Below are 17462 nucleotides of genomic sequence, written 5' to 3' on the forward strand. Positions count from 1 at the left end.
TGACGCACCCCCACTCCCGAAGGCGTCAACAAATCGGCTGCTCCGCAGATTGGAAACACCTGTAAGGCCACACTACAACGGCCATTAGGACAGCCGCATCCTAGCGCTCTTCGCCGATGGCCAAGCGGCAAGGAGTTCCCTGAAAAACTAAGTGCAACGGTAGCGAGCGACATGGGCCCGCAATGTAGCAATCGCGCGTTCGGCAGTTTCAATGTCCCGCTGAATTTGGATCGCTTCTCGATGATCGACATGCCCGTCACGCAAGGCGGACTCGACCTGCGATGCAGCTTCCGAGGCTTCGATGAGCATCCGGATAACCGAATGGCGCAAGCTTTCCTGTTCCGTCAGGTTGGGTTCATCCAATGCACCTCGCTCGGCAGCGATATAGCCTGTGTTCAGCAGTACCCAGCTGACAATCCGAGCATCCGGTACAGCGGCGATCAATGCGCGCACCTCCTCGGGTGAAAACACGACGCGGTTGCGCAGCCGTGCATAAAACGCGTCATAAGACAGGCCTACAGCCTCGGCGATTTCGGTCAACTGACCTCTTGCTGTGTTCGTCAGCACACCATGCACAAGATCTGCAAACTCTTTCCCGCGATCCATCCCCGACCTCACCTAACCAACCGAAATCTTCGATCCAAAATTACGTGCCACGATCTGGAACGCCTCTCGGGTTAAACCCTTTGCACCTGAAATAAATCAGTAAATCCGCACTGCACCAGGCCAGAAAATCACGCTTCTTATCCTGTTTCAACTCCGGCGATTTGCCAAATTCCCAGTGTACCCGAAAGGACCTTGGCCCTTCCGTTTTCTGTCGGCGCGTGATCAGATGTCTTTTGTTTAACGCGAAGGACTAAGCGGCGCTGCCCGCCAAAGGCCCTGAAACGGCTCCATCTCAAAGTATCGTTCCAGATTGATCAACTGTCCGCGTTGGCCTGCTCGGTGTAGCAGCGCAAGGCGAGGCTTTAAGGGGGTATGCGCCCAATCCGGAAACCCCAGCCGGTCAGCAAATGTTTTTTGAGCCGCCGAATTGTGAAACCCAAATCCGCAGATGGTGGACGTATTGTTCAGGATGGTCGCGTGGGCTTTGGGGTAGCGCGAGGCGATCTGCTCGAGGTCCTGCCAAAAGCTCCACAAACGCACGCCGTATCCGCGCATCAATGTGGTCGCCATTTCCAGCTCTGGCAGATATCCAAGGTGCCACGCTTCGTCGATCAAGAACAGCGTTTCCCGTGGGGGCAATGTCATTCTGGTCTGAAACAGGGCCATCAAAGCACCCAGCCAAAGACGCAGAATTGGCCCCGCATTCGTCAGCCGATGCGGCGGCACGGCGATGTAGATCGTGACCTTTTCTCCACGAACCAAAGCGGCGGGGTCGAACGTTGTTTTTGTGATCGACGGCTGGATCAACGCGCTTGAGAAGGCAGGCATCCATCGTTGAGCCGTGGATACGATAGAGGCTTTCACTTTCGCTTCAGCACCCGAAAGCTGAGACAGCGCCCGCCGGATGACCGTGTTTCCAGATCGTCGGCAATCCTTGACCGTCAATTCAAGATCTTTGTTTGACTGCATTGCCTGATAGGCAACTTCCGGCAGGTTCCGCAGCCCCCGAGGCATCTCTCCGCACACATAAGCCACAAGATCGGCAATCATCTGGACTGCGCTCTGATCCCAGAACGGGTCACTCACGGATCGATCCGGGGCTACGCGTTTCGCCAACGCAAAACACTCTTCCTGAAAATCTGGCCGATCGGGATCAATCAAGTCCAGCACATTGAAAGCGCCGGCGTCATCCTCAGGAAACAGGCAAAAAGGGTCCAACAAAACAACTTCATGTCCCATCGCTTTGCGGGCCGCAGCCGTCGTTGCCCAAGCCTCTCCTTTCACGTCCAGCACAACGGCTGGGCCTTGCCATGTGAGCAGTGCAGGAATGAGGTGACTTGCCCCCTTTCCCGACCCTGTCGGGGCAACGGAAATGATGTGACCCTGATGATGTGGCGTCACCCAGGCCGGTGGCGAAAACGTCTCCGGCTCGTCAGGGCGGAGAAATCCGGCAGGTCGCTCAAGGTTCTTGGGCACCCTGCGCCCCAGCGGCAATTCAGGAAGTTTTTCCAACGAGTTCGAACCATGCTTCTGTTTGAGTGCACGCATCAAGGACGCTCCTGTTTTGTCGAGGGAGACCCTGAGTTATTCATCTGCGGTGGGAATTGCTTTCAAAATAGGAGAGCGGATTTTGTGGCCCGTAAAAGCTCGCTGGACGTGGTCGCCTTTGAGATACCAGAGATCATCCGCCTCACCGAAAGATCTAACCGAAGGCCATCGAGATCTGGCATCTACCTAACCGTAAACCCACCGCGTAGTCAGTCGCACCCTTATTCAGATCAGGCGGCCGCTAAATACGTGTCTGTTCCGCCCAATCGAGGCGCTGTTGGGGCAGTTGACGCGTCGCCGCAATCTGCTGCAGCGCGCTCAGCTTTGTACGATCTCGTTTACTGAAAAATATGCACTTCAGACTGCATACCAAGGCGCGCGGCTCAGGGGCATTCGGGTCGCAATACTGGCCTGTAGCTGTGCCGCCGTTGTCTTAAGCATCTCGACAACAAACTCGCGTCGATTGTCGATCAAGGCAGTGGCGAAATGTGGGATGGTCAGTGACGCTATCACCGATTGGCCCGTACCGTGGCGAATGGGCGTAGAGATCTCGCTTATCGCGTTGCTCTCCGGACTGCTGAGCGAGACATAGCCCTGATTAGCGCATATTTCGGCCTGATCAGAAAACTCATGAAGACCATCCTCACTTTCATTTGGAGCGATCTGGCGCAGAAAACGAATTTTGTCTTCTTCCGCGGCTATCTCTGACAGGAAGCACGCTCCTGCAGACGTGCGAAACACTGGTGTCGTGTATCCCACCTGCACCGTAACACCATAATTTTGGGCAGACGAAACACTGTTGATAACGATCAACTCGTCTTTGCTGTTGGGAACCCAAAGATGGTTAGAGAGTTCGGTCTCTTCAGCCAAACGGGTCATATAAGGCTCGGCCAATTCAGCCAGCTTGCTGTTATCTGTCCGATCTCCACCCAACAAAGCCAGTTTGCCGGTCAGTTTGAACAGGTCACCTTCCTGACGAACGATATAGCCGCGTTCTTCCAGCACAATCATCATGCGAAAGATTTCATTTTTTGACCGGCCGATTCCCTGCGCCAGCTGTGACAACGTGGGCGCCGTGTCCGAAAGCGAAAGAAACTCAAGAATATCCAACCCCTTTTCCAGCGCAGGGGCGGAGTATTTCTGAAGTTTCGTTTTCTGCTCGGACATTGTCGTAGCCTTGTTTTTCAGAGCTTTCTCAGAAAAGACAGCAGGGGCGCAAGCCCCCGCGTGTCCGGCCGGCCATCCGACATGGAGGAGAAAGGTAGCCAGCCTGAGCGACCATTACAGGCCGTTCTTTTTCAGGATTTCACCAGCGTTGTCGACGGTGATTGCTTCGGTGCCCATGACAACCGACTTTGGAACTTCTTCACCTTTCAGATGTTTGAGTGCCTGGCGCAAACCTTCGGCACCTGGGGTCGGGTACAGGAAGGTTGCCGACAATTCACCATTGGCGACCCAAGTCACACCTTCGCCTGGAAGTGCGTCTACACCAATGAAAATGATGTCATCCGCCCGGCCAGCGTCCTTGGCGGCCAGATACGCCCCATAGGCCATCGGGTCGTTGTGACCGTAAACCATGGTGATGTCTTCATAGTTCCTGAGAGCTGTGGACATGATGTCGTAGGCTTGATCCTGCTTCCAGTCGCCCGACTGCTGATCCAGCAGGAACGTTACGCCGTCTTCACCATCAAAGGCTTCATGGAAACCGTTTGCGCGGTCATGCGCGGCTTGCGTACCCAGACCGCCCCAGATTTCAACGATTGTGCCGTTGGCAGCGCCGGCACCGCCCAGCTGAGCGAGCGCGAACTTACCTGCCTCGCGGCCGATCAGTTCATTGTCGCCGCCGACCCATTGAACGAATTTATCCGTATCCACATTGCGGTCCAGGACAAATACCGGGATGCCCGCATCCGTCGCCTGTTCAACCACGCCGGTCAAACCGGCGGATTCCTTAGGCGAGATCAGGATCGCATCAACTTCCTGACGGATGAAGTTCTCGACATCCGCTACCTGCTTTTCGGTGCGGTCGTTGGCGTCTGCGATGATTAGTTCAACATTTTCGTGCAGGTCCGCTTCGGCCCGCAGGTCTTTGTTGAACTGAACACGCCAAGGCTCGACCGTCGTTACCTGAGAAAAACCGATCACATAATTGTCAGCCGCCAGTACCATGGATGCCGAAAACGAGGTCGCGAGCGCGGTAGCAGCCATCAGGCCCTTGCCAAAAGTTCTTCTTTTCATAGTTTACTCCTTAGTCATGATGCGGGGTTTTTCGAATTCCCGCGTTCTGATTGCTCTGACCCTGGTCCGCCAAGATCTGTGGTCAGAGCCTCCTCCCTCTGCCCAGGCGCTCCTTCGCCATGACAAAGATTTCTTCAAATCGCCCTTCCTGAAGCAGGACGGCGACCACGATGATGATTCCCTTCAGCACCAACTGTGTGTTGCTGTCGATGTTGTTGAGTTGCAGGATGTTGCTGAGAAATCCGAAGATGAGCACGCCGACGAAGGTGCCCATGATCGCACCACGGCCACCCATCAGGCTGGTGCCGCCGATCACCACGGCTGCGATGGCATCAAGCTCCAGCCCCAGCCCGGCATCCGGTTTGCCCTGACGGAACTGCGCCACGTAAAGAACGCCGGCCAGCGCCGACAACCCCCCCGCCAGCGCGTACGTGATGATTTTGTTGCGGCCAACATTGATACCGGCCAACCGCGCGGCCTCTTCGTTGCCACCTATGGCCATCAGGTAGCTGCCGAAGGTGGTAAAACGGGTAATCAGGAAAAAGATCGCCAGCACGGCCAGGAAGAACAGCCCCGGCACTGGCAGAACACCCCATAGAAGTTCGCGCAAAACTTCGAAATTCTCGGTCGCATTGCTGCCGGTATAAACCGGGTAAACAGCCGTATCCTGTCCGGCGATCACGCGCGCGAGCCCCAATGCTCCGACCATCATCGCCAGCGTCACGATAAAGGGTTGCAGGCGGCCATAGACGATTAGCGCCCCGTTCACCGTACCCATCACGGCGCCGATGCAAGGAACCACAATCAGTACGGCCAACACGCCGAATTTGGGCATAACCTGACCAGCCAGCCAGATCATCACTCCAATCGCTATCGCGGCTGCAACAACGCGGCTGAGCATCCGCGAGGGTGCACTGGTTGTGCCCGCTGTTTCCGCCTCACGGTTGAGGTTGTTTTGGACGAAATAGATCAGCGCACCAATGGCCACGAACAACACGAGACCAGTTGCAGGCACCCCAAAATAGCTGGCAGCTGTCCAGCCTTCCTGCGTCAGCAACATGGCGCAAATCACCGTTCCCAACGCCATGACCGATCCCACGGACAAATCGATACCGGCAATGAAAATCACCATCGTCATGCCGACGGCAACAATCCCCGTGACCGAAACCTGGCGCAGAATGTCCGTCAGGTTTCCAAGCGACAGAAAGATATTGTTGCCTTTGGACGAGACAGGCGACGTCAATGCTCCAAACAGGATTAGGGCAAACAGGCCCCAATAGAGCTTGGTGTTGTTCAACAGGCGCATGAAAACCGCGCGGCTTTGCTGTTCTGGTTTGGCGGTTGGGCTGTTGGGTTCCATAACGGTCATGTCTTTTCTCTTTCTAGGGCTGGCGCGTTCAGCGGAACTGCATCGCCAAGGCCTTGATTGCGTCCACGCTCATCTCTTCGCGAGAGAGCTCTCCGGCCAGTCGCCCTTCACACAGGACAATCACTCGGTCGCAAACAGCCATAAATTCGGGAAGTTCCGAACTGGCGAACAGGACCGAGATGCCTTGATCAGCCAAACGTCCGACCAGATCGTAAATCTCGTCTTTGGCACCGATATCGATGCCTCGGGTGGGCTCATCCAGCAGCAGGACCCGCGGCTGCGTCGCCAGCCACTTGCCCAAAACAACCTTTTGCTGATTGCCACCGCTCAGTTTTCCGACCGGATGCTCGGGCCCTGTTGCGGCAACTTTGAGTGTTTCGATCGCCTTGAGCGCCTGCTTGCGCTGTTCAGCTTCGGAAAACCGCCCAAAACGTGATTGCAAAGGCATCAACGGCAACGCCACATTCGACGAAATCGAGCGATCGAGGATCAGCCCATTGCCTTTGCGATCCTCGGTGATCAAAGCCAGCCCGTTACGCACACCGTCCTGAGGTTTTACAGGCCGCAGCTGCCTGCCTTCCAGCGATATTTCACCCTGATAGCTGCTCCCGCGCGCGCCGAAGAGTGTTTCCAGCAACTCAGTGCGCCCAGCGCCCAGCAGACCACCGATGCCCAGAACCTCGCCCCGTTTCAGATCGAATGAAACGTCATCCAGAACCTTGTGCTTGCCGTCCCAGGCCGACAGGTTTGCGACCTGCAATACAGTCTCATCGGTTGCTGGCACCAGGCGTTCAACCGGGTTGATCTCAACTATGCGGCCAACCATCATGCGGATCAATTCGGCCGACGTCGTCTCAGAGGCCAGCCGCGTTCCGATCAGATCGCCGTCGCGCAGAACTGTAACCCGGTCCGAAATCTCAAAAACTTCGTCCATGCGGTGCGAGATGTAGATCACGGCGACGCCCTGCAGGGCCAGATCGCGCACAACTTCCATCAGAATATCCGCCTCAGCCTGCGAGAGGGCCGAGGTAGGTTCGTCCATGATGAGCAGCCGCGCATTCATGAGCAGGGCACGGGCGATCTCAACCAGTTGTTGCTCGCCTACACGCAGATCCTTTACCGGGGTGTCGATATCCAGCGTGAACCCGAACCGTGCCAGCGCCTTCCTGGCTTTTTCGCGCAGCGCCTTGCGGTCAATGAACGTGCCGAACTTTCGGGGTTCATGCCCAAGCATTACATTCTCGGCCACCGTCATTTCCGGGATCAGGCTAAGCTCCTGATGCATGATGACGATGCCGTGTTTTTCAGCATCCCCCGGAGCATCGAATTCGATGGTTTCCCCATCGATGTGGAACTTTCCATATGTCGGTTTCTGCACACCCGAAATAATTTTGACCAGCGTGCTCTTCCCGGCTCCATTCTCACCCATAAGCGTGTGAATTTCACCGCCGTCGAATACCAAATCGATATCCCGCAGAACGGAAACGCCAGAGAACGACATCCCAATTCCAGAAAGGGACACTGTGATCTGGCTTTCGTTTCCTTGTCGCGCACGCAATGCGGATTCTGTTGTCATCACAGCGCCTCCCTTCGCCGTTCATACGATTCTTGTAAAATCGTTTCATATACGAAACCATGCGCACCAATAAAGCGTCAAGAAGTATTTTCAGCCCGAAGAGATCACTCTGGCTGCACCGATGCCCGACGCATGCATTCAATTCGGTAGAAGAGAGGCGGACAGGGAATCCAGGAACCGTTTAACATTCTGATTATGTATAGATTTAGCAGAAAACGCCCCAAGGCCCGCGCTCTGGACCGAGTGTGACGCGTGGGTCAGATTCGTGCGGCGTTCAACACGAGATTGCTGAGGTTCACTGTCCGTTGCCTCAACCAACAGGCAAAACACCAGCCGCAAGGAAATTCCGCCGTACCGTTCTGACCCAACGCAAACAACGTCCGATCGATCAGAATGCAGCGTGTTTCCTGATCGGTTAATTGGGCGCGAAAACCCCCACCGATGTTCTCAGCACAATGGGTCTTTTTATGCGCGCTTTAGCGGCTGCGAAAACACCCGGGTTTGATCGTTACACAAACCTGTTCACATAGTTCTCCAGTATCTCCTGGCGCCCGGATTTCGGCGCTGGATTTATACCTTCGTTTAGAACGCGGGCAGAGATTTCTTCCAGACTGCTGCCCAGCAAAGCCGCCGCTTCAGGAGTATTCCAGCCAGAGTATCGTTTCGAAAGCGCGTCTTCCAATCCACCATCTTCAATCATTGCGGCCGCAGCCTTCAGGCCACGTGCACAAATGTCCATCCCTCCGACATGTGCCGCCACCAGATCTGCGGCGTCCAGCGATTGGCGGCGCAACTTGGCGTCGAAATTCGTGCCTCCGGTTGTAAAGCCACCCGACTTCAGGATGTAGTAGTAGGCCAGAGCAACCTCTGGTGTGTTGTTCGGGAATTGATCGGTGTCCCAACCAGACTGGTAGTCGTTTCGGTTCATATCAATCGACCCCAGCATTCCCTCTGCAGCGGCAACTGCTATTTCATGCTCGAAACTATGCCCGGCAAGGATCGCGTGCCCCTGTTCGAGGTTCAATTTCACCTCATCCTCCAACCCGTATTTCCGAAGAAACCCGATGCATGTCGCAGCGTCATAGTCGTATTGGTGCTTGGACGGCTCCTGAGGTTTGGGTTCGACCAAAATGGTGCCCTTAAACCCGATCTTGTGCTTGTATTCCACGACCATGTTCAAAAACCGGCCCATGTGGTCCAGTTCGGTTTTCAAATCCGTGTTCAGCAGGGTCTCATAGCCTTCGCGCCCGCCCCACAAAACGTAGTTTTCGCCGCCCAACTTGTGCGTCGCATCCATGCACGACTTTACCGTTGCTGCAGCGAAGGCAAAAACATCAGGGTCAGGGTTGGTGCTGGCGCCAGACATCCAGCGCCTGTGGCTGAACATATTGGCCGTACCCCACAACAGCTTGGTACCGCTCGCCTGCATCTTTTCACCGATATAGTCAGTGATTTCTTCAAGCGTTCTCAGGTTGTCGGCGAAATTGCCCTGCTCGGGCCGGATGTCCGCGTCGTGCCAGCAAAAGAAGGGCTGGCCCAAAACCTCGAACAATTCGAAGGCAATATCCGCTTTCAGACGGGCACGATCCATGTTGTCCTGCGGGTGCCACGGACGTTCAAACGTGGGTCCTCCAAACGGATCCCCACCTTCCCACGCGAAGGAGTGCCACCAGGCTACTGCAAAGCGCAGATGGTCCTCCATACGTTTGCCCAAGACGATCTCATCCGGGTTGTAGTGACGGAAGGCCAACGGGTTCTTGCTGTCCACACCTTCAAATTGGACCCGCTCGATCCCTTCAAAAAATCCGCTTGGCATATCTGCCCCCTATTCCGCTTTTTGTGCTGGCTGCTTGCCAAGAATGATCATCGACAAAAGATCATCGTCGGTGACGTCCGCGATATCGACTGTCCCAACCAGTTTTCCATTTTTCATGACCGAGGCGCGATCACACAACTCCATGACCGCATGCACGTCGTGGTCGATCAGGAATATCCCGATGCCCTGTGCCTTTAGCTGGTGGATCAGGTCCGCAACCATCTGCGTTTCATGCGGGCCCAGCGCCGCTGTAGGCTCGTCCATGATCAGTATGCGTGCGTTGAAATAAACCGCGCGCGCGATTGCAACAGACTGCCTTTGCCCTCCCGACAGAGCGGAAACCGGGTCATTGAACTTCTGAAAGTTCGGGTTGAGCTGCGCCATGATCTTTCGGCATTCGGCCTCCATCGCGGCGTCATTGACCAAACCAAATGGCGTCGTCATCTCACGCCCTAGGAACAGGTTCGACGTTGCATCCAGGTTATCGGCCAACGCAAGCGTCTGGTAGATGGTCTCGATATTGTTTGCCCGCGCGTCACGGGGGTTTCCGATCTCAACCGGCTTGCCATCGATCAGGATCTCGCCGTGGTCCATCTGATAGGCGCCGGACAGCACCTTGATTAACGTGGACTTCCCGGCCCCGTTGTGGCCAAGCAGGCCAACCACTTCACCCGGATAGAGGTCGACAGACACGTGGTCGACGGCCTTGATCCCACCAAACGATATCGAAATATCGCGCATCTCGACCAAGGGCGCTGCGCCAGAGCCGCGACCTGAGTTAGAGGGGGATTTCTGCGTATCCTGAGCTTGCATCACTTTGCCCCCAGTCGCTTGCGGTAGACGATGTCGATGTAGACGGCCAGCACAAGAACGCTGCCGACGACGATGTTCTGGAACGGCGCGTCGACGCCAACCATTGCCATCCCGGATTGAAGCGCCTGCATAATTAAGGCGCCAAGGATTGCGCCATAAATGGTGCCGATACCCCCAGACAAAGCCGTGCCTCCGATAACTGCGGCGGCGATGACCCGAAGCTCATCCAGCGTACCAATATCGTTCGAGTGGTTTGCCAGTCGGGCCGACGCAACCACCGCGGACACAGCGCACAAGAAACCCATCAAAGCAAAAATCTTTACGGTCAGCAGCCGAGTGTTGATACCTGAAAGCTCTGCCGCATCCGGGTTTCCACCGGTGGCAAAGATGTAGCGTCCAAATCGGGTTTTACGCGCCACAACCGTCAGGGTAACCGCCACGATGATCAGGATCAGGACAGAAATCGGTATGCCGTATCCTACAACCAGCCCTTCAGGCATCGTCTCTCCGCGCGCTTCGAACATGCGTTGCAACCGGCGTGTCGGTATGGCGTAGCTATTCACGATGTAGACGTAGCCTAGGATGGCGACTGCGATTATCCCGGCCAGCGTGGCTTCGGCCCAGACAGGTTTGACTGGAAATCCATGTGCCGCTTTCGCGCGACGACTGCTCCACAAGGCCCAGATGGCGATTGCGGTGGCAAACAGGCCGAAAAGCCAGCTTGTCGTTGTTCCCAATGTTCCGTTGGTCCCACCAAACATCAGGAACGTACTATCCAACGGACCGATGGTTTGACCGCTGGTCAAATACCACGCCACGTTTCGCCAAACCAGAAAGCCGCCAAGTGTTACGATGAAGGCTGGTATCGTCAGGTATCCGACCATCCAGCCATGAAATGCTCCGATCAGCGTGCCGACAAACAGCCCGACGACAATGGTAATCGCCCAGGTTGCCGGATTGTTCAAACCCAACCCAAGCACTTGCGGCAATAGCTCGGTCTGCGTCATCGCCATCACGGCTGAGGTTGTTGCCAGCAGTGCCCCAACTGACAGGTCGATGTGCCGCGTGACGATGATGAACACCATCCCGCAGGCCATAATTGCGACCGAGACCGTCTGGATAGACAGGTTGAACAGGTTGCGAGGGGTCAAAAACCGCCCGTCTGTAACGATATTGAAACCGATGCACAGGATGACAAACGCGCCGATCATTCCCAAAAGCCGCATATCCAGTTCCAATTGCTGGAACAGGCTGGGCTTCGCTTTTTCAGGTATCGGCTGAGACGAAGTTTCGGTCATTTCCGATCTTTCATATTCAGCATTTGCCCCAGGCCCATACTTAAAGGCCCAGGGCTGAGTGGTTTAGTTACAAGGGGCAGGTCCGTTTTCAACGCCCTGGCACAAATCCTCCAACGGGATCCATCCGGCATCCACAACAACGGACAGATTGTCCTTGGTGATCGGCACGGGCGCAAGGAAGACCGAGTTCATCTCGGTTCTGCCGGGCGATGTCCAACTGACCGCGCCCTCGACATCCGCGGGGCTTGTCCCACCGCTCAATGCGACAGCGATTTCACCAGCGGCTTTGCCAAGCTCACGCGCGTCTTTCCAAACCGAAACGGTCTGAGTCCCCAGCGCAACACGGTTCAGGGCTGCGTGATCACCGTCCTGACCTGACACCGGAATGCCTTCCATGCCTTGCGCGGTCAGCGCTGCGACAACGCCGCCTGCCGTGCCGTCATTCGAGGCAACAACCGCATCCACGTTGTTCTCGTTAGCAGTCAGGATCTGCTCCATGTTGCGCTGCGCATTCGCAGGCAGCCAGCCGTCCGTATAGGCCTCACCGACGATGACGATGTCACCGCTGTCTACAGCTGCGCCGATGATTTCTTGCTGACCCCCGCGCAGGAAATCTGCGTTCGGATCAGTAGGAGAGCCTTTGATCATCACGTAGTTACCCTTGGGCATCGCCTCAAAAACAGCCCGGGCCTGCATTCTGCCAACTTCCACGTTGTCGAACGTCAGATAAAACGCACGGTTATCTTCGATCAGACGGTCATAGGCGATGACCGGAATGCCTTCGTCCGCTGCCGCCTGAACCGCCGGTCCAATGGCCTGCGCGTCCTGCGCCAAAATAATCAGAGCATCAACGCCCTGCGCGATCAGGCTTTCAATGTCCGACAACTGCTTGGCTGAAGACGATTGCGCGTCTGCCGAAATATATTCGGCACCACCGGCTTCCAGCGCCGACTTGATGGCCGCCTCGTCCGTCTTCCAACGCTCTTCCTGAAAGTTCGACCAGCTCACGCCGACCACGGGCTCTGCGAATGCGGTCGAAGCCAGCAATGTGGCCACAGCCGAAAAGCTGAGAATTCTTTTCATGATTTCCTCCCATTTGCCGAGCCATCGTATTTCGATTCGCGGCTCTCACAGCTCTGAATACCACATTTATTTCAGTCGGTAAAATATTTAGCCTACAAGATGCGCCCAATTTCAAATAGATTGACCCAACAGCAAGGATTCGCGAGGACAAGATGCTGAAAAGCAAAGCCTCTCCAATTTCTTTGGAACAAAGAAATGCGACCCGCCTGCGGGTTTTGGAGCACATAAGAGCCAGGGGATCCGTCTCGCGGATCGATATCGCCTCGGCCCTGCAAACCAGCCCTGCGACCGTCACAGCCGCGACGGCTGATCTCATCTCGGCCGGGTTGATCAAGGAAACAGAAAGCACCGCGCAGTCCAAGTCCGGCAAGAGGGGCAGGCCCAGGGTCTTGCTGCAGCTAGACGGCCAGACTCATCTGGTGGCTGGTCTTAAAGTCGCCCGGCAGGTGATCTCAGTCATTCTGGTCGACTTCGAAGGCAACGAAGTCACGTCGCATAAACTCCCGCTGGAAAACGCCAGAATGAGCCCGCAGGACTTTGTCCTGACGATCCGCAAAGCACTTGATGAAACCTGTCACAAGATCAGTCGGTCAATCACGCACTTGGCGGGTGTGTCGATTGGGGTGGCGGGGCTGGTCGATGCCAACAGGAATTTCGTCCACTGGTCCTCGTCGATTACGGAAAGAAACATTGATTTCGGTCACTTGCTGTCCAGTGAACTGCCTTGCCCCGCTTTCGTTGACAACGACGCCAACCTTGTTGCCAAAGCCGAACAACTCTTTGGGCTGGGTAAGGGGTTAAAAAATTTCCTCGTTGTTACAATCGAACATGGGGTTGGTATGGGTATTGTTCTGGGCGGCAAACTGTACCGTGGGGAAAGAGGTTGCGGCGCTGAGTTCGGGCATACGAAGGTCCACCTGGACGGCGCCTTGTGCCAGTGCGGTCAACGTGGGTGTCTTGAGGCTTATGTGGGTGATTATGCCCTGATCCGCGAGATGACGGTCACCGGTCAGACCAACAAGATGAAAACCGTTTCCGACATACATGACTGCGCCAATGCAGGCGATGACCGAGCGTCGTCGGTACTTGCACGCGCGGGCCAGATGTTTGGCCTTGGGATATCCAACCTGATCAACCTCTACGACCCCGAGTGTATTATCGTCTCGGGTGCGCAGATGAGTTTCGAACACCTGTGCTCCGATGAGGTCATGACTCGTATTCGAAACGGGGTCGTGAAGGTCGACGCGCCATTGCCCGAAATCAAGATTCATCATTGGGGCGACATGATGTGGGCCAAAGGCGCCGCCGCATATGGGATCGAACAGATATCCATCCTCAAGGTTAAGGAGCTGACGGCGCATGCGTCCTGAACTTGCGGTCTTTGTGGCTTTTGCAACTGTCGCAAACGCCGAGACAGAACTCCCCAAGTTTGCAAAGGTGGACGTACCAAGACATGTCTATGATGGAGACTGGGAACATTTTGTCGGCGGTGGTGTGGCCGTTTTCGATTGCAATGGCGACGCCCTGCCCGAGCTCTTTCTGGCGGGTGGGGCCGAGCAATCTCAACTGCTCATAAACACCTCGGGGGATGAGATTTCTTTTCGAGCCGAAACGCCTGAAACCCTGTCGCTGAGCGGTGTCACCGGCGCGTATCCAATTGATGTTGATAGCGATGGCACAATGGATCTGGCGGTTCTGCGTGTCGGCCCGGACCTGCTCTTTCGCGGCCATCCCGATTGTCAGTTCAGCCCGTTCAATGAACTCGGATTTCAATCAGACGATCACTGGACCACGGGTTTTTCCGCGACGTGGGAAGAAGGGCAAACTTTACCGACCTTGGTGTTTGGCACCTATGTAGATCGGTTCGATCCCGAGGGCCCTTTCGAATCTTGCGGACCTACCCTTCTCTATCGATCCAACGGCGACACCTACCCTAAGCCGCAGCACCTTGAGCCCGGCTATTGCTCGCTATCGGTTTTGTTTTCGGATTGGGCCCGAACCGGTCGGGCTGATCTTCGGGTTAGCAACGACCGGCACTACTATGTGCGCGGCGGGCAAGAGCAGTTGTGGGCGATGGAATCCGAGCCGCGGCAATACGCGGAGGACGAAGGCTGGCTGCGTTTTTCGATCTGGGGCATGGGGATTGCCTCGCGTGACCTTACAGGGGATGGCTTTCCCGAAGTCTACCTGACTTCGATGGGCGACCAGAAACTGCAGGTTTTTGACCCAAAGGCGAACGGCCCGACCTGGCGCGATGCGACTTACGAAAAGGGTACGACGGCTCACAGGCCTCACATCGGTGGCGACGGAAGACCGTCGACCGGATGGCACGCCCAATTTGGCGACGTTAACAACGACGGTCGAGACGACATTTTCGTGTCCAAGGGCAATGTCGAGCAAATGCCCGATGCCGCCCTGAACGACCCCAACAATTTGCTTTTACAGAGCGCCGACAGTCAGTTCATTGAAGCTGCGGCAAATGCCGGTGTTGCGTCGATGGCCAAGTCTCGCGGTGCGGCGCTTGCGGATTTGAACAATGACGGCTGGCTGGATCTGGTGGTCGTCAACCGTGGCTCAGAGATCGAAGTCAGCCAGAACATGTCGCAGGGCGGCAACTGGTTATTGCTGGATGTCGCTCAGGACCAAGCTAACCGTGCAGCTATCGGTGGGTTTGTTGAAGTCAAAACCTCGCAAGGTGTTCAAACCCGCGAACTAACGATAGGTGGAGGACACGCCAGCGGCATCGCCGGGTTTCATCATTTTGGTCTTGGGGATGAGGGCCATGCGCAAGTGCGCGTGATCTGGCCGGATGGCGAGACAAGTGCATGGCGGGAATATCTTCCCAATCAAATCATACGCATTCAACGCTGATTATTGGTCCACCGGCAACCCGCTGGGAACCTGATCAGGCACACCCAGCCGCACAGCAGGGTCTTCGAGACTTTTGAGAAAGCTGAGGAGAGCATCAATCTCCTCAGCCGTCAGCTTAACCTTCGGCAAGCTGTTGCGTTGGGCAATCGCATCGACGTGCTGAGGGTCCAGCATAGCCCGTTGATCTTCGGAACCAGGGAATGCTGGCAATGCGCCCAGTTCTATCGAGTAATTTCGTAAAGACGCCACCGGGTCCAGATGGTGGCGCACCATGTCTTTAAGTTGTGCGTAGGCTCCGTTGTGCCCGTACGGCGCGGTCAGTGTCACGTTGCGCAAAGTCGGCGTGCGGAAAGCAAACGCATCCTCGGGGTCACCTGTTACACGAAGGCGTCCGTCATCCCTGACATGGTTCTCGAACCGTGCTGCCTTTCCCGGACCGATCTGAGGCAGTGCGATGGAATGAAACTTGTGATCCGTCTGAAACCAGCCCGAATGGCAGCTGCTGCACCCGGCCTTGCCATAGAACAAATCCATGCCAATCGCCGCCTCTTCCGGCAGCCCGGCCTCACCGCGCATAGCCTGATCAAACGGGCTGTTATCCGCGCGCCACTCAAAGGCGATAAAATCCGCGATCACATTGGCAATTGCCGTAAAGGTGATCTCTTCATCCGGGGCGATTTCGTTAAACCGCTGCTCGTATTCCGGAATGGCGGCAACACGTGCTGCGATCAAGTCCCATGCACCGCCTTCCTGAGTCAAAAACCCAAGGCGGACCGCTTTGCTTACGTCATTTTCGGAATAGTGCCCTGCCATTTCGTCCGGCGACAAAACCGGGAACATGGCTTGTGCCGCCAGCGCCGACTTGAAGCCGGACCTCATATGAGTCCCCAGCGGAGTCCTGATCCCGTCAGGTTGCGATGGATCCGCCTCCAACCGCCCGTCATGGAAAAACGTCGTGAACTCGGTGGCGCCGAGGTTCCAAAGCCCGGGTGAGTTTCGAGGGATACGTTGCTCTGGGGTGTTCTCGGGATCCAGCGTGCGCTCGGTCCCCAGACCAACCCCGCCCTCCCCGATACCAAGGGAAAGCCCGTCCGACGTGCCAAGCCTGGGATGGTGACAGGTCGCGCAGCTGATGTTTGTGTTGCCAGACAAGACTGGGTCGTAAAACAGCAACTGTCCCAGTTCAGCATTTGCAAAGTCAGGCTCGACAAACTCGGGCGCGGGACCCAACGTTTGTGCCTGTGCGGTACCAACACCCGCGATCGTCAAGCCAACAGCAAAAAACACTGAACTAGCCCTCATGCCGACCTCCAGACAGCTCCAAAACAAGCTCCTGCCGATAGGGGTTCTCGGGCGTAAAGATCATTGACGGAAACGACGAGACGTTAGGCGCATTGGGGTAACCCGATGGCTCAATGCACAGACCGCGCGAACCACGAAGCGGGTCGGGCATCTCATAGCCAGAATAGATCTGTGCTCCGGGCTGGTCTGAATAGACTGTTAAGCCATGACCAGAGGGCGACGTGAATTCCGCAATCGGCGCTTTCGGGTCGCGATCGTGATCAAAGCAGAAATAGTGATCGATCCCCCTTGAAGCGCTTGCGATAGGTTTGGATACCAAAAAGTCCAAATCGCTCTCCTTGGTCGTGCATATCTGGCCAGACGGAATCCCTTGATCGTCGATTTCCAGATACCGATCCGACGCAAGTTTAAGCATGTGCGCGTCAACGCCTTCTGAGCCACCCAAAGTGTAGTAGTTATGTTGCGCAATGCTTATTGGCGTTGGCCGGTCAGGCTGCGCAATTATGGAGTAGATTAAGCGCGGAAACTGCAGGTAAATCCTGACGTCAAACCTGATCTCACCGGGAAAACCGGATTCGCCGTCGCGGGACACATAGCTTAGCAAGACCTGGTTCTGAGCAACCTGTTCGAGGTCCCAGAATTGCTTTGACAGCCCATCGTTCCCGCCATGCAGGGTGTTTTCGCCCTCGTTGACGCTCAAATCAAAACTCGCGCCTTCCAACTCAAACTTTGCACCGCCTACCCGGTTCGCAACCCGCCCGACAATTGCGCCCAAATAACGCGTATCGGTGAGATACGCAGTTGGGTCGTTGAGCCCAAGAATGAGCGGCACATCCTTGTACCACCAACCCTGCGTTATGGCTCCGTAGTTCAGAACCGACAGGCGCATATCCCCATCGGTAAGAAGAGCTGTTTGAATCTCAGATGGTTTGTCCATTTCCG

The 17462-nt window shown here is 55.8% G+C and carries 14 protein-coding genes; 2 read left to right on the plus strand and 12 right to left on the minus strand.

The features are described 5' to 3' along the window. Window positions 1–147 precede the first annotated feature (147 nt). The 10 genes from ACXAGD_RS13670 to xylF all read right to left on the minus strand — a co-directional run bounded on the left by ACXAGD_RS13670 (window position 148) and on the right by xylF (window position 12347). The gene (locus ACXAGD_RS13670) at window positions 148–606 is read right to left on the minus strand and encodes a phage regulatory CII family protein (protein ID WP_475211400.1); all 459 of its coding nucleotides are present in this window, start codon (window positions 604–606) and stop codon (window positions 148–150) included. 237 nt (window positions 607–843) lie between these two features. Then, window positions 844–2154, minus strand: a complete 1311-nt coding sequence (locus ACXAGD_RS13675; protein WP_475211401.1) for a type IV secretory system conjugative DNA transfer family protein — start codon at window positions 2152–2154, stop codon at window positions 844–846. A 357-nt stretch (window positions 2155–2511) separates the two neighbouring features. After that, window positions 2512–3321 carry an IclR family transcriptional regulator gene (locus ACXAGD_RS13680; RefSeq protein WP_475211402.1) on the minus strand — a complete coding sequence of 270 codons (810 nt, stop codon included), beginning with the start codon at window positions 3319–3321 and terminating at the stop codon, window positions 2512–2514. Between the two features lie 114 nt (window positions 3322–3435). Then, a complete protein-coding gene (locus ACXAGD_RS13685) occupies window positions 3436–4392 on the minus strand; it encodes a substrate-binding domain-containing protein (RefSeq protein WP_475211403.1) in 957 nt (318 codons plus the stop codon). Between the two features lie 82 nt (window positions 4393–4474). Continuing rightward, window positions 4475–5761 carry an ABC transporter permease gene (locus ACXAGD_RS13690; protein WP_475211404.1) on the minus strand — a complete coding sequence of 429 codons (1287 nt, stop codon included), beginning with the start codon at window positions 5759–5761 and terminating at the stop codon, window positions 4475–4477. A 28-nt stretch (window positions 5762–5789) separates the two neighbouring features. Beyond that, entirely contained in the window at window positions 5790–7337 is a 1548-nt protein-coding gene (locus ACXAGD_RS13695) for a sugar ABC transporter ATP-binding protein (RefSeq protein ID WP_475211405.1), read from the minus strand. Between the two features lie 508 nt (window positions 7338–7845). Then, entirely contained in the window at window positions 7846–9153 is a 1308-nt protein-coding gene (gene xylA, locus ACXAGD_RS13700) for a xylose isomerase (RefSeq protein WP_475211406.1), read from the minus strand. Window positions 9154–9162: 9 nt separating this feature from the next. Then, a complete protein-coding gene (locus ACXAGD_RS13705; protein WP_475211407.1) occupies window positions 9163–9966 on the minus strand; it encodes an ATP-binding cassette domain-containing protein in 804 nt (267 codons plus the stop codon). Further along, a complete protein-coding gene (locus tag ACXAGD_RS13710; protein ID WP_475211408.1) occupies window positions 9966–11264 on the minus strand; it encodes a sugar ABC transporter permease in 1299 nt (432 codons plus the stop codon). The genes ACXAGD_RS13705 and ACXAGD_RS13710 overlap by 1 nt, the downstream gene beginning before the upstream one ends. A 63-nt stretch (window positions 11265–11327) precedes the next feature. Next, window positions 11328–12347: a D-xylose ABC transporter substrate-binding protein gene (gene xylF / locus ACXAGD_RS13715; RefSeq protein ID WP_475211409.1), complete on the minus strand. Its 1020-nt coding sequence runs from the start codon at window positions 12345–12347 to the stop codon at window positions 11328–11330. A 152-nt stretch (window positions 12348–12499) separates the two neighbouring features. Here xylF and ACXAGD_RS13720 point away from each other — a divergent pair, with 152 nt between their 5' ends. Next, window positions 12500–13717 carry an ROK family protein gene (locus ACXAGD_RS13720; protein WP_475211411.1) on the plus strand — a complete coding sequence of 406 codons (1218 nt, stop codon included), beginning with the start codon at window positions 12500–12502 and terminating at the stop codon, window positions 13715–13717. Further along, the gene (locus tag ACXAGD_RS13725) at window positions 13707–15218 is read left to right on the plus strand and encodes a CRTAC1 family protein (protein ID WP_475211412.1); all 1512 of its coding nucleotides are present in this window, start codon (window positions 13707–13709) and stop codon (window positions 15216–15218) included. Before ACXAGD_RS13720 ends, ACXAGD_RS13725 begins: the two co-directional genes overlap by 11 nt. Here the strand turns inward: ACXAGD_RS13725 and ACXAGD_RS13730 are convergent, their stop codons facing one another. Both ACXAGD_RS13730 and ACXAGD_RS13735 read right to left on the minus strand, forming a co-directional pair. Continuing rightward, window positions 15219–16520 carry a cytochrome-c peroxidase gene (locus tag ACXAGD_RS13730; protein WP_475211413.1) on the minus strand — a complete coding sequence of 434 codons (1302 nt, stop codon included), beginning with the start codon at window positions 16518–16520 and terminating at the stop codon, window positions 15219–15221. Then, window positions 16510–17457 (minus strand): aldose epimerase family protein, encoded by a 948-nt coding sequence (locus tag ACXAGD_RS13735; protein WP_475211414.1) that lies wholly within the window; start codon window positions 17455–17457, stop codon window positions 16510–16512. The genes ACXAGD_RS13730 and ACXAGD_RS13735 overlap by 11 nt, the downstream gene beginning before the upstream one ends. Between the last annotated feature and the right edge of the window lie 5 nt (window positions 17458–17462).

The organism is Ruegeria sp. ABF4_144 (assembly GCF_056160045.1).

What these genes read in the sequence shown, in the direction of transcription:
- ACXAGD_RS13670 (WP_475211400.1), bottom strand. Translation starts at nt 606, where the DNA reads ATGGATCGCGGGAAAGAGTTTGCAGATCTTGTGCATGGTGTGCTGACG.
- ACXAGD_RS13675 (WP_475211401.1), bottom strand. Translation starts at nt 2,154, where the DNA reads ATGCGTGCACTCAAACAGAAGCATGGTTCGAACTCGTTGGAAAAACTT.
- ACXAGD_RS13680 (WP_475211402.1), bottom strand. Translation starts at nt 3,321, where the DNA reads ATGTCCGAGCAGAAAACGAAACTTCAGAAATACTCCGCCCCTGCGCTG.
- ACXAGD_RS13685 (WP_475211403.1), bottom strand. Translation starts at nt 4,392, where the DNA reads ATGAAAAGAAGAACTTTTGGCAAGGGCCTGATGGCTGCTACCGCGCTC.
- ACXAGD_RS13690 (WP_475211404.1), bottom strand. Translation starts at nt 5,761, where the DNA reads ATGACCGTTATGGAACCCAACAGCCCAACCGCCAAACCAGAACAGCAA.
- ACXAGD_RS13695 (WP_475211405.1), bottom strand. Translation starts at nt 7,337, where the DNA reads ATGACAACAGAATCCGCATTGCGTGCGCGACAAGGAAACGAAAGCCAG.
- xylA (WP_475211406.1), bottom strand. Translation starts at nt 9,153, where the DNA reads ATGCCAAGCGGATTTTTTGAAGGGATCGAGCGGGTCCAATTTGAAGGT.
- ACXAGD_RS13705 (WP_475211407.1), bottom strand. Translation starts at nt 9,966, where the DNA reads ATGCAAGCTCAGGATACGCAGAAATCCCCCTCTAACTCAGGTCGCGGC.
- ACXAGD_RS13710 (WP_475211408.1), bottom strand. Translation starts at nt 11,264, where the DNA reads ATGACCGAAACTTCGTCTCAGCCGATACCTGAAAAAGCGAAGCCCAGC.
- xylF (WP_475211409.1), bottom strand. Translation starts at nt 12,347, where the DNA reads ATGAAAAGAATTCTCAGCTTTTCGGCTGTGGCCACATTGCTGGCTTCG.
- ACXAGD_RS13720 (WP_475211411.1), top strand. Translation starts at nt 12,500, where the DNA reads ATGCTGAAAAGCAAAGCCTCTCCAATTTCTTTGGAACAAAGAAATGCG.
- ACXAGD_RS13725 (WP_475211412.1), top strand. Translation starts at nt 13,707, where the DNA reads ATGCGTCCTGAACTTGCGGTCTTTGTGGCTTTTGCAACTGTCGCAAAC.
- ACXAGD_RS13730 (WP_475211413.1), bottom strand. Translation starts at nt 16,520, where the DNA reads ATGAGGGCTAGTTCAGTGTTTTTTGCTGTTGGCTTGACGATCGCGGGT.
- ACXAGD_RS13735 (WP_475211414.1), bottom strand. Translation starts at nt 17,457, where the DNA reads ATGGACAAACCATCTGAGATTCAAACAGCTCTTCTTACCGATGGGGAT.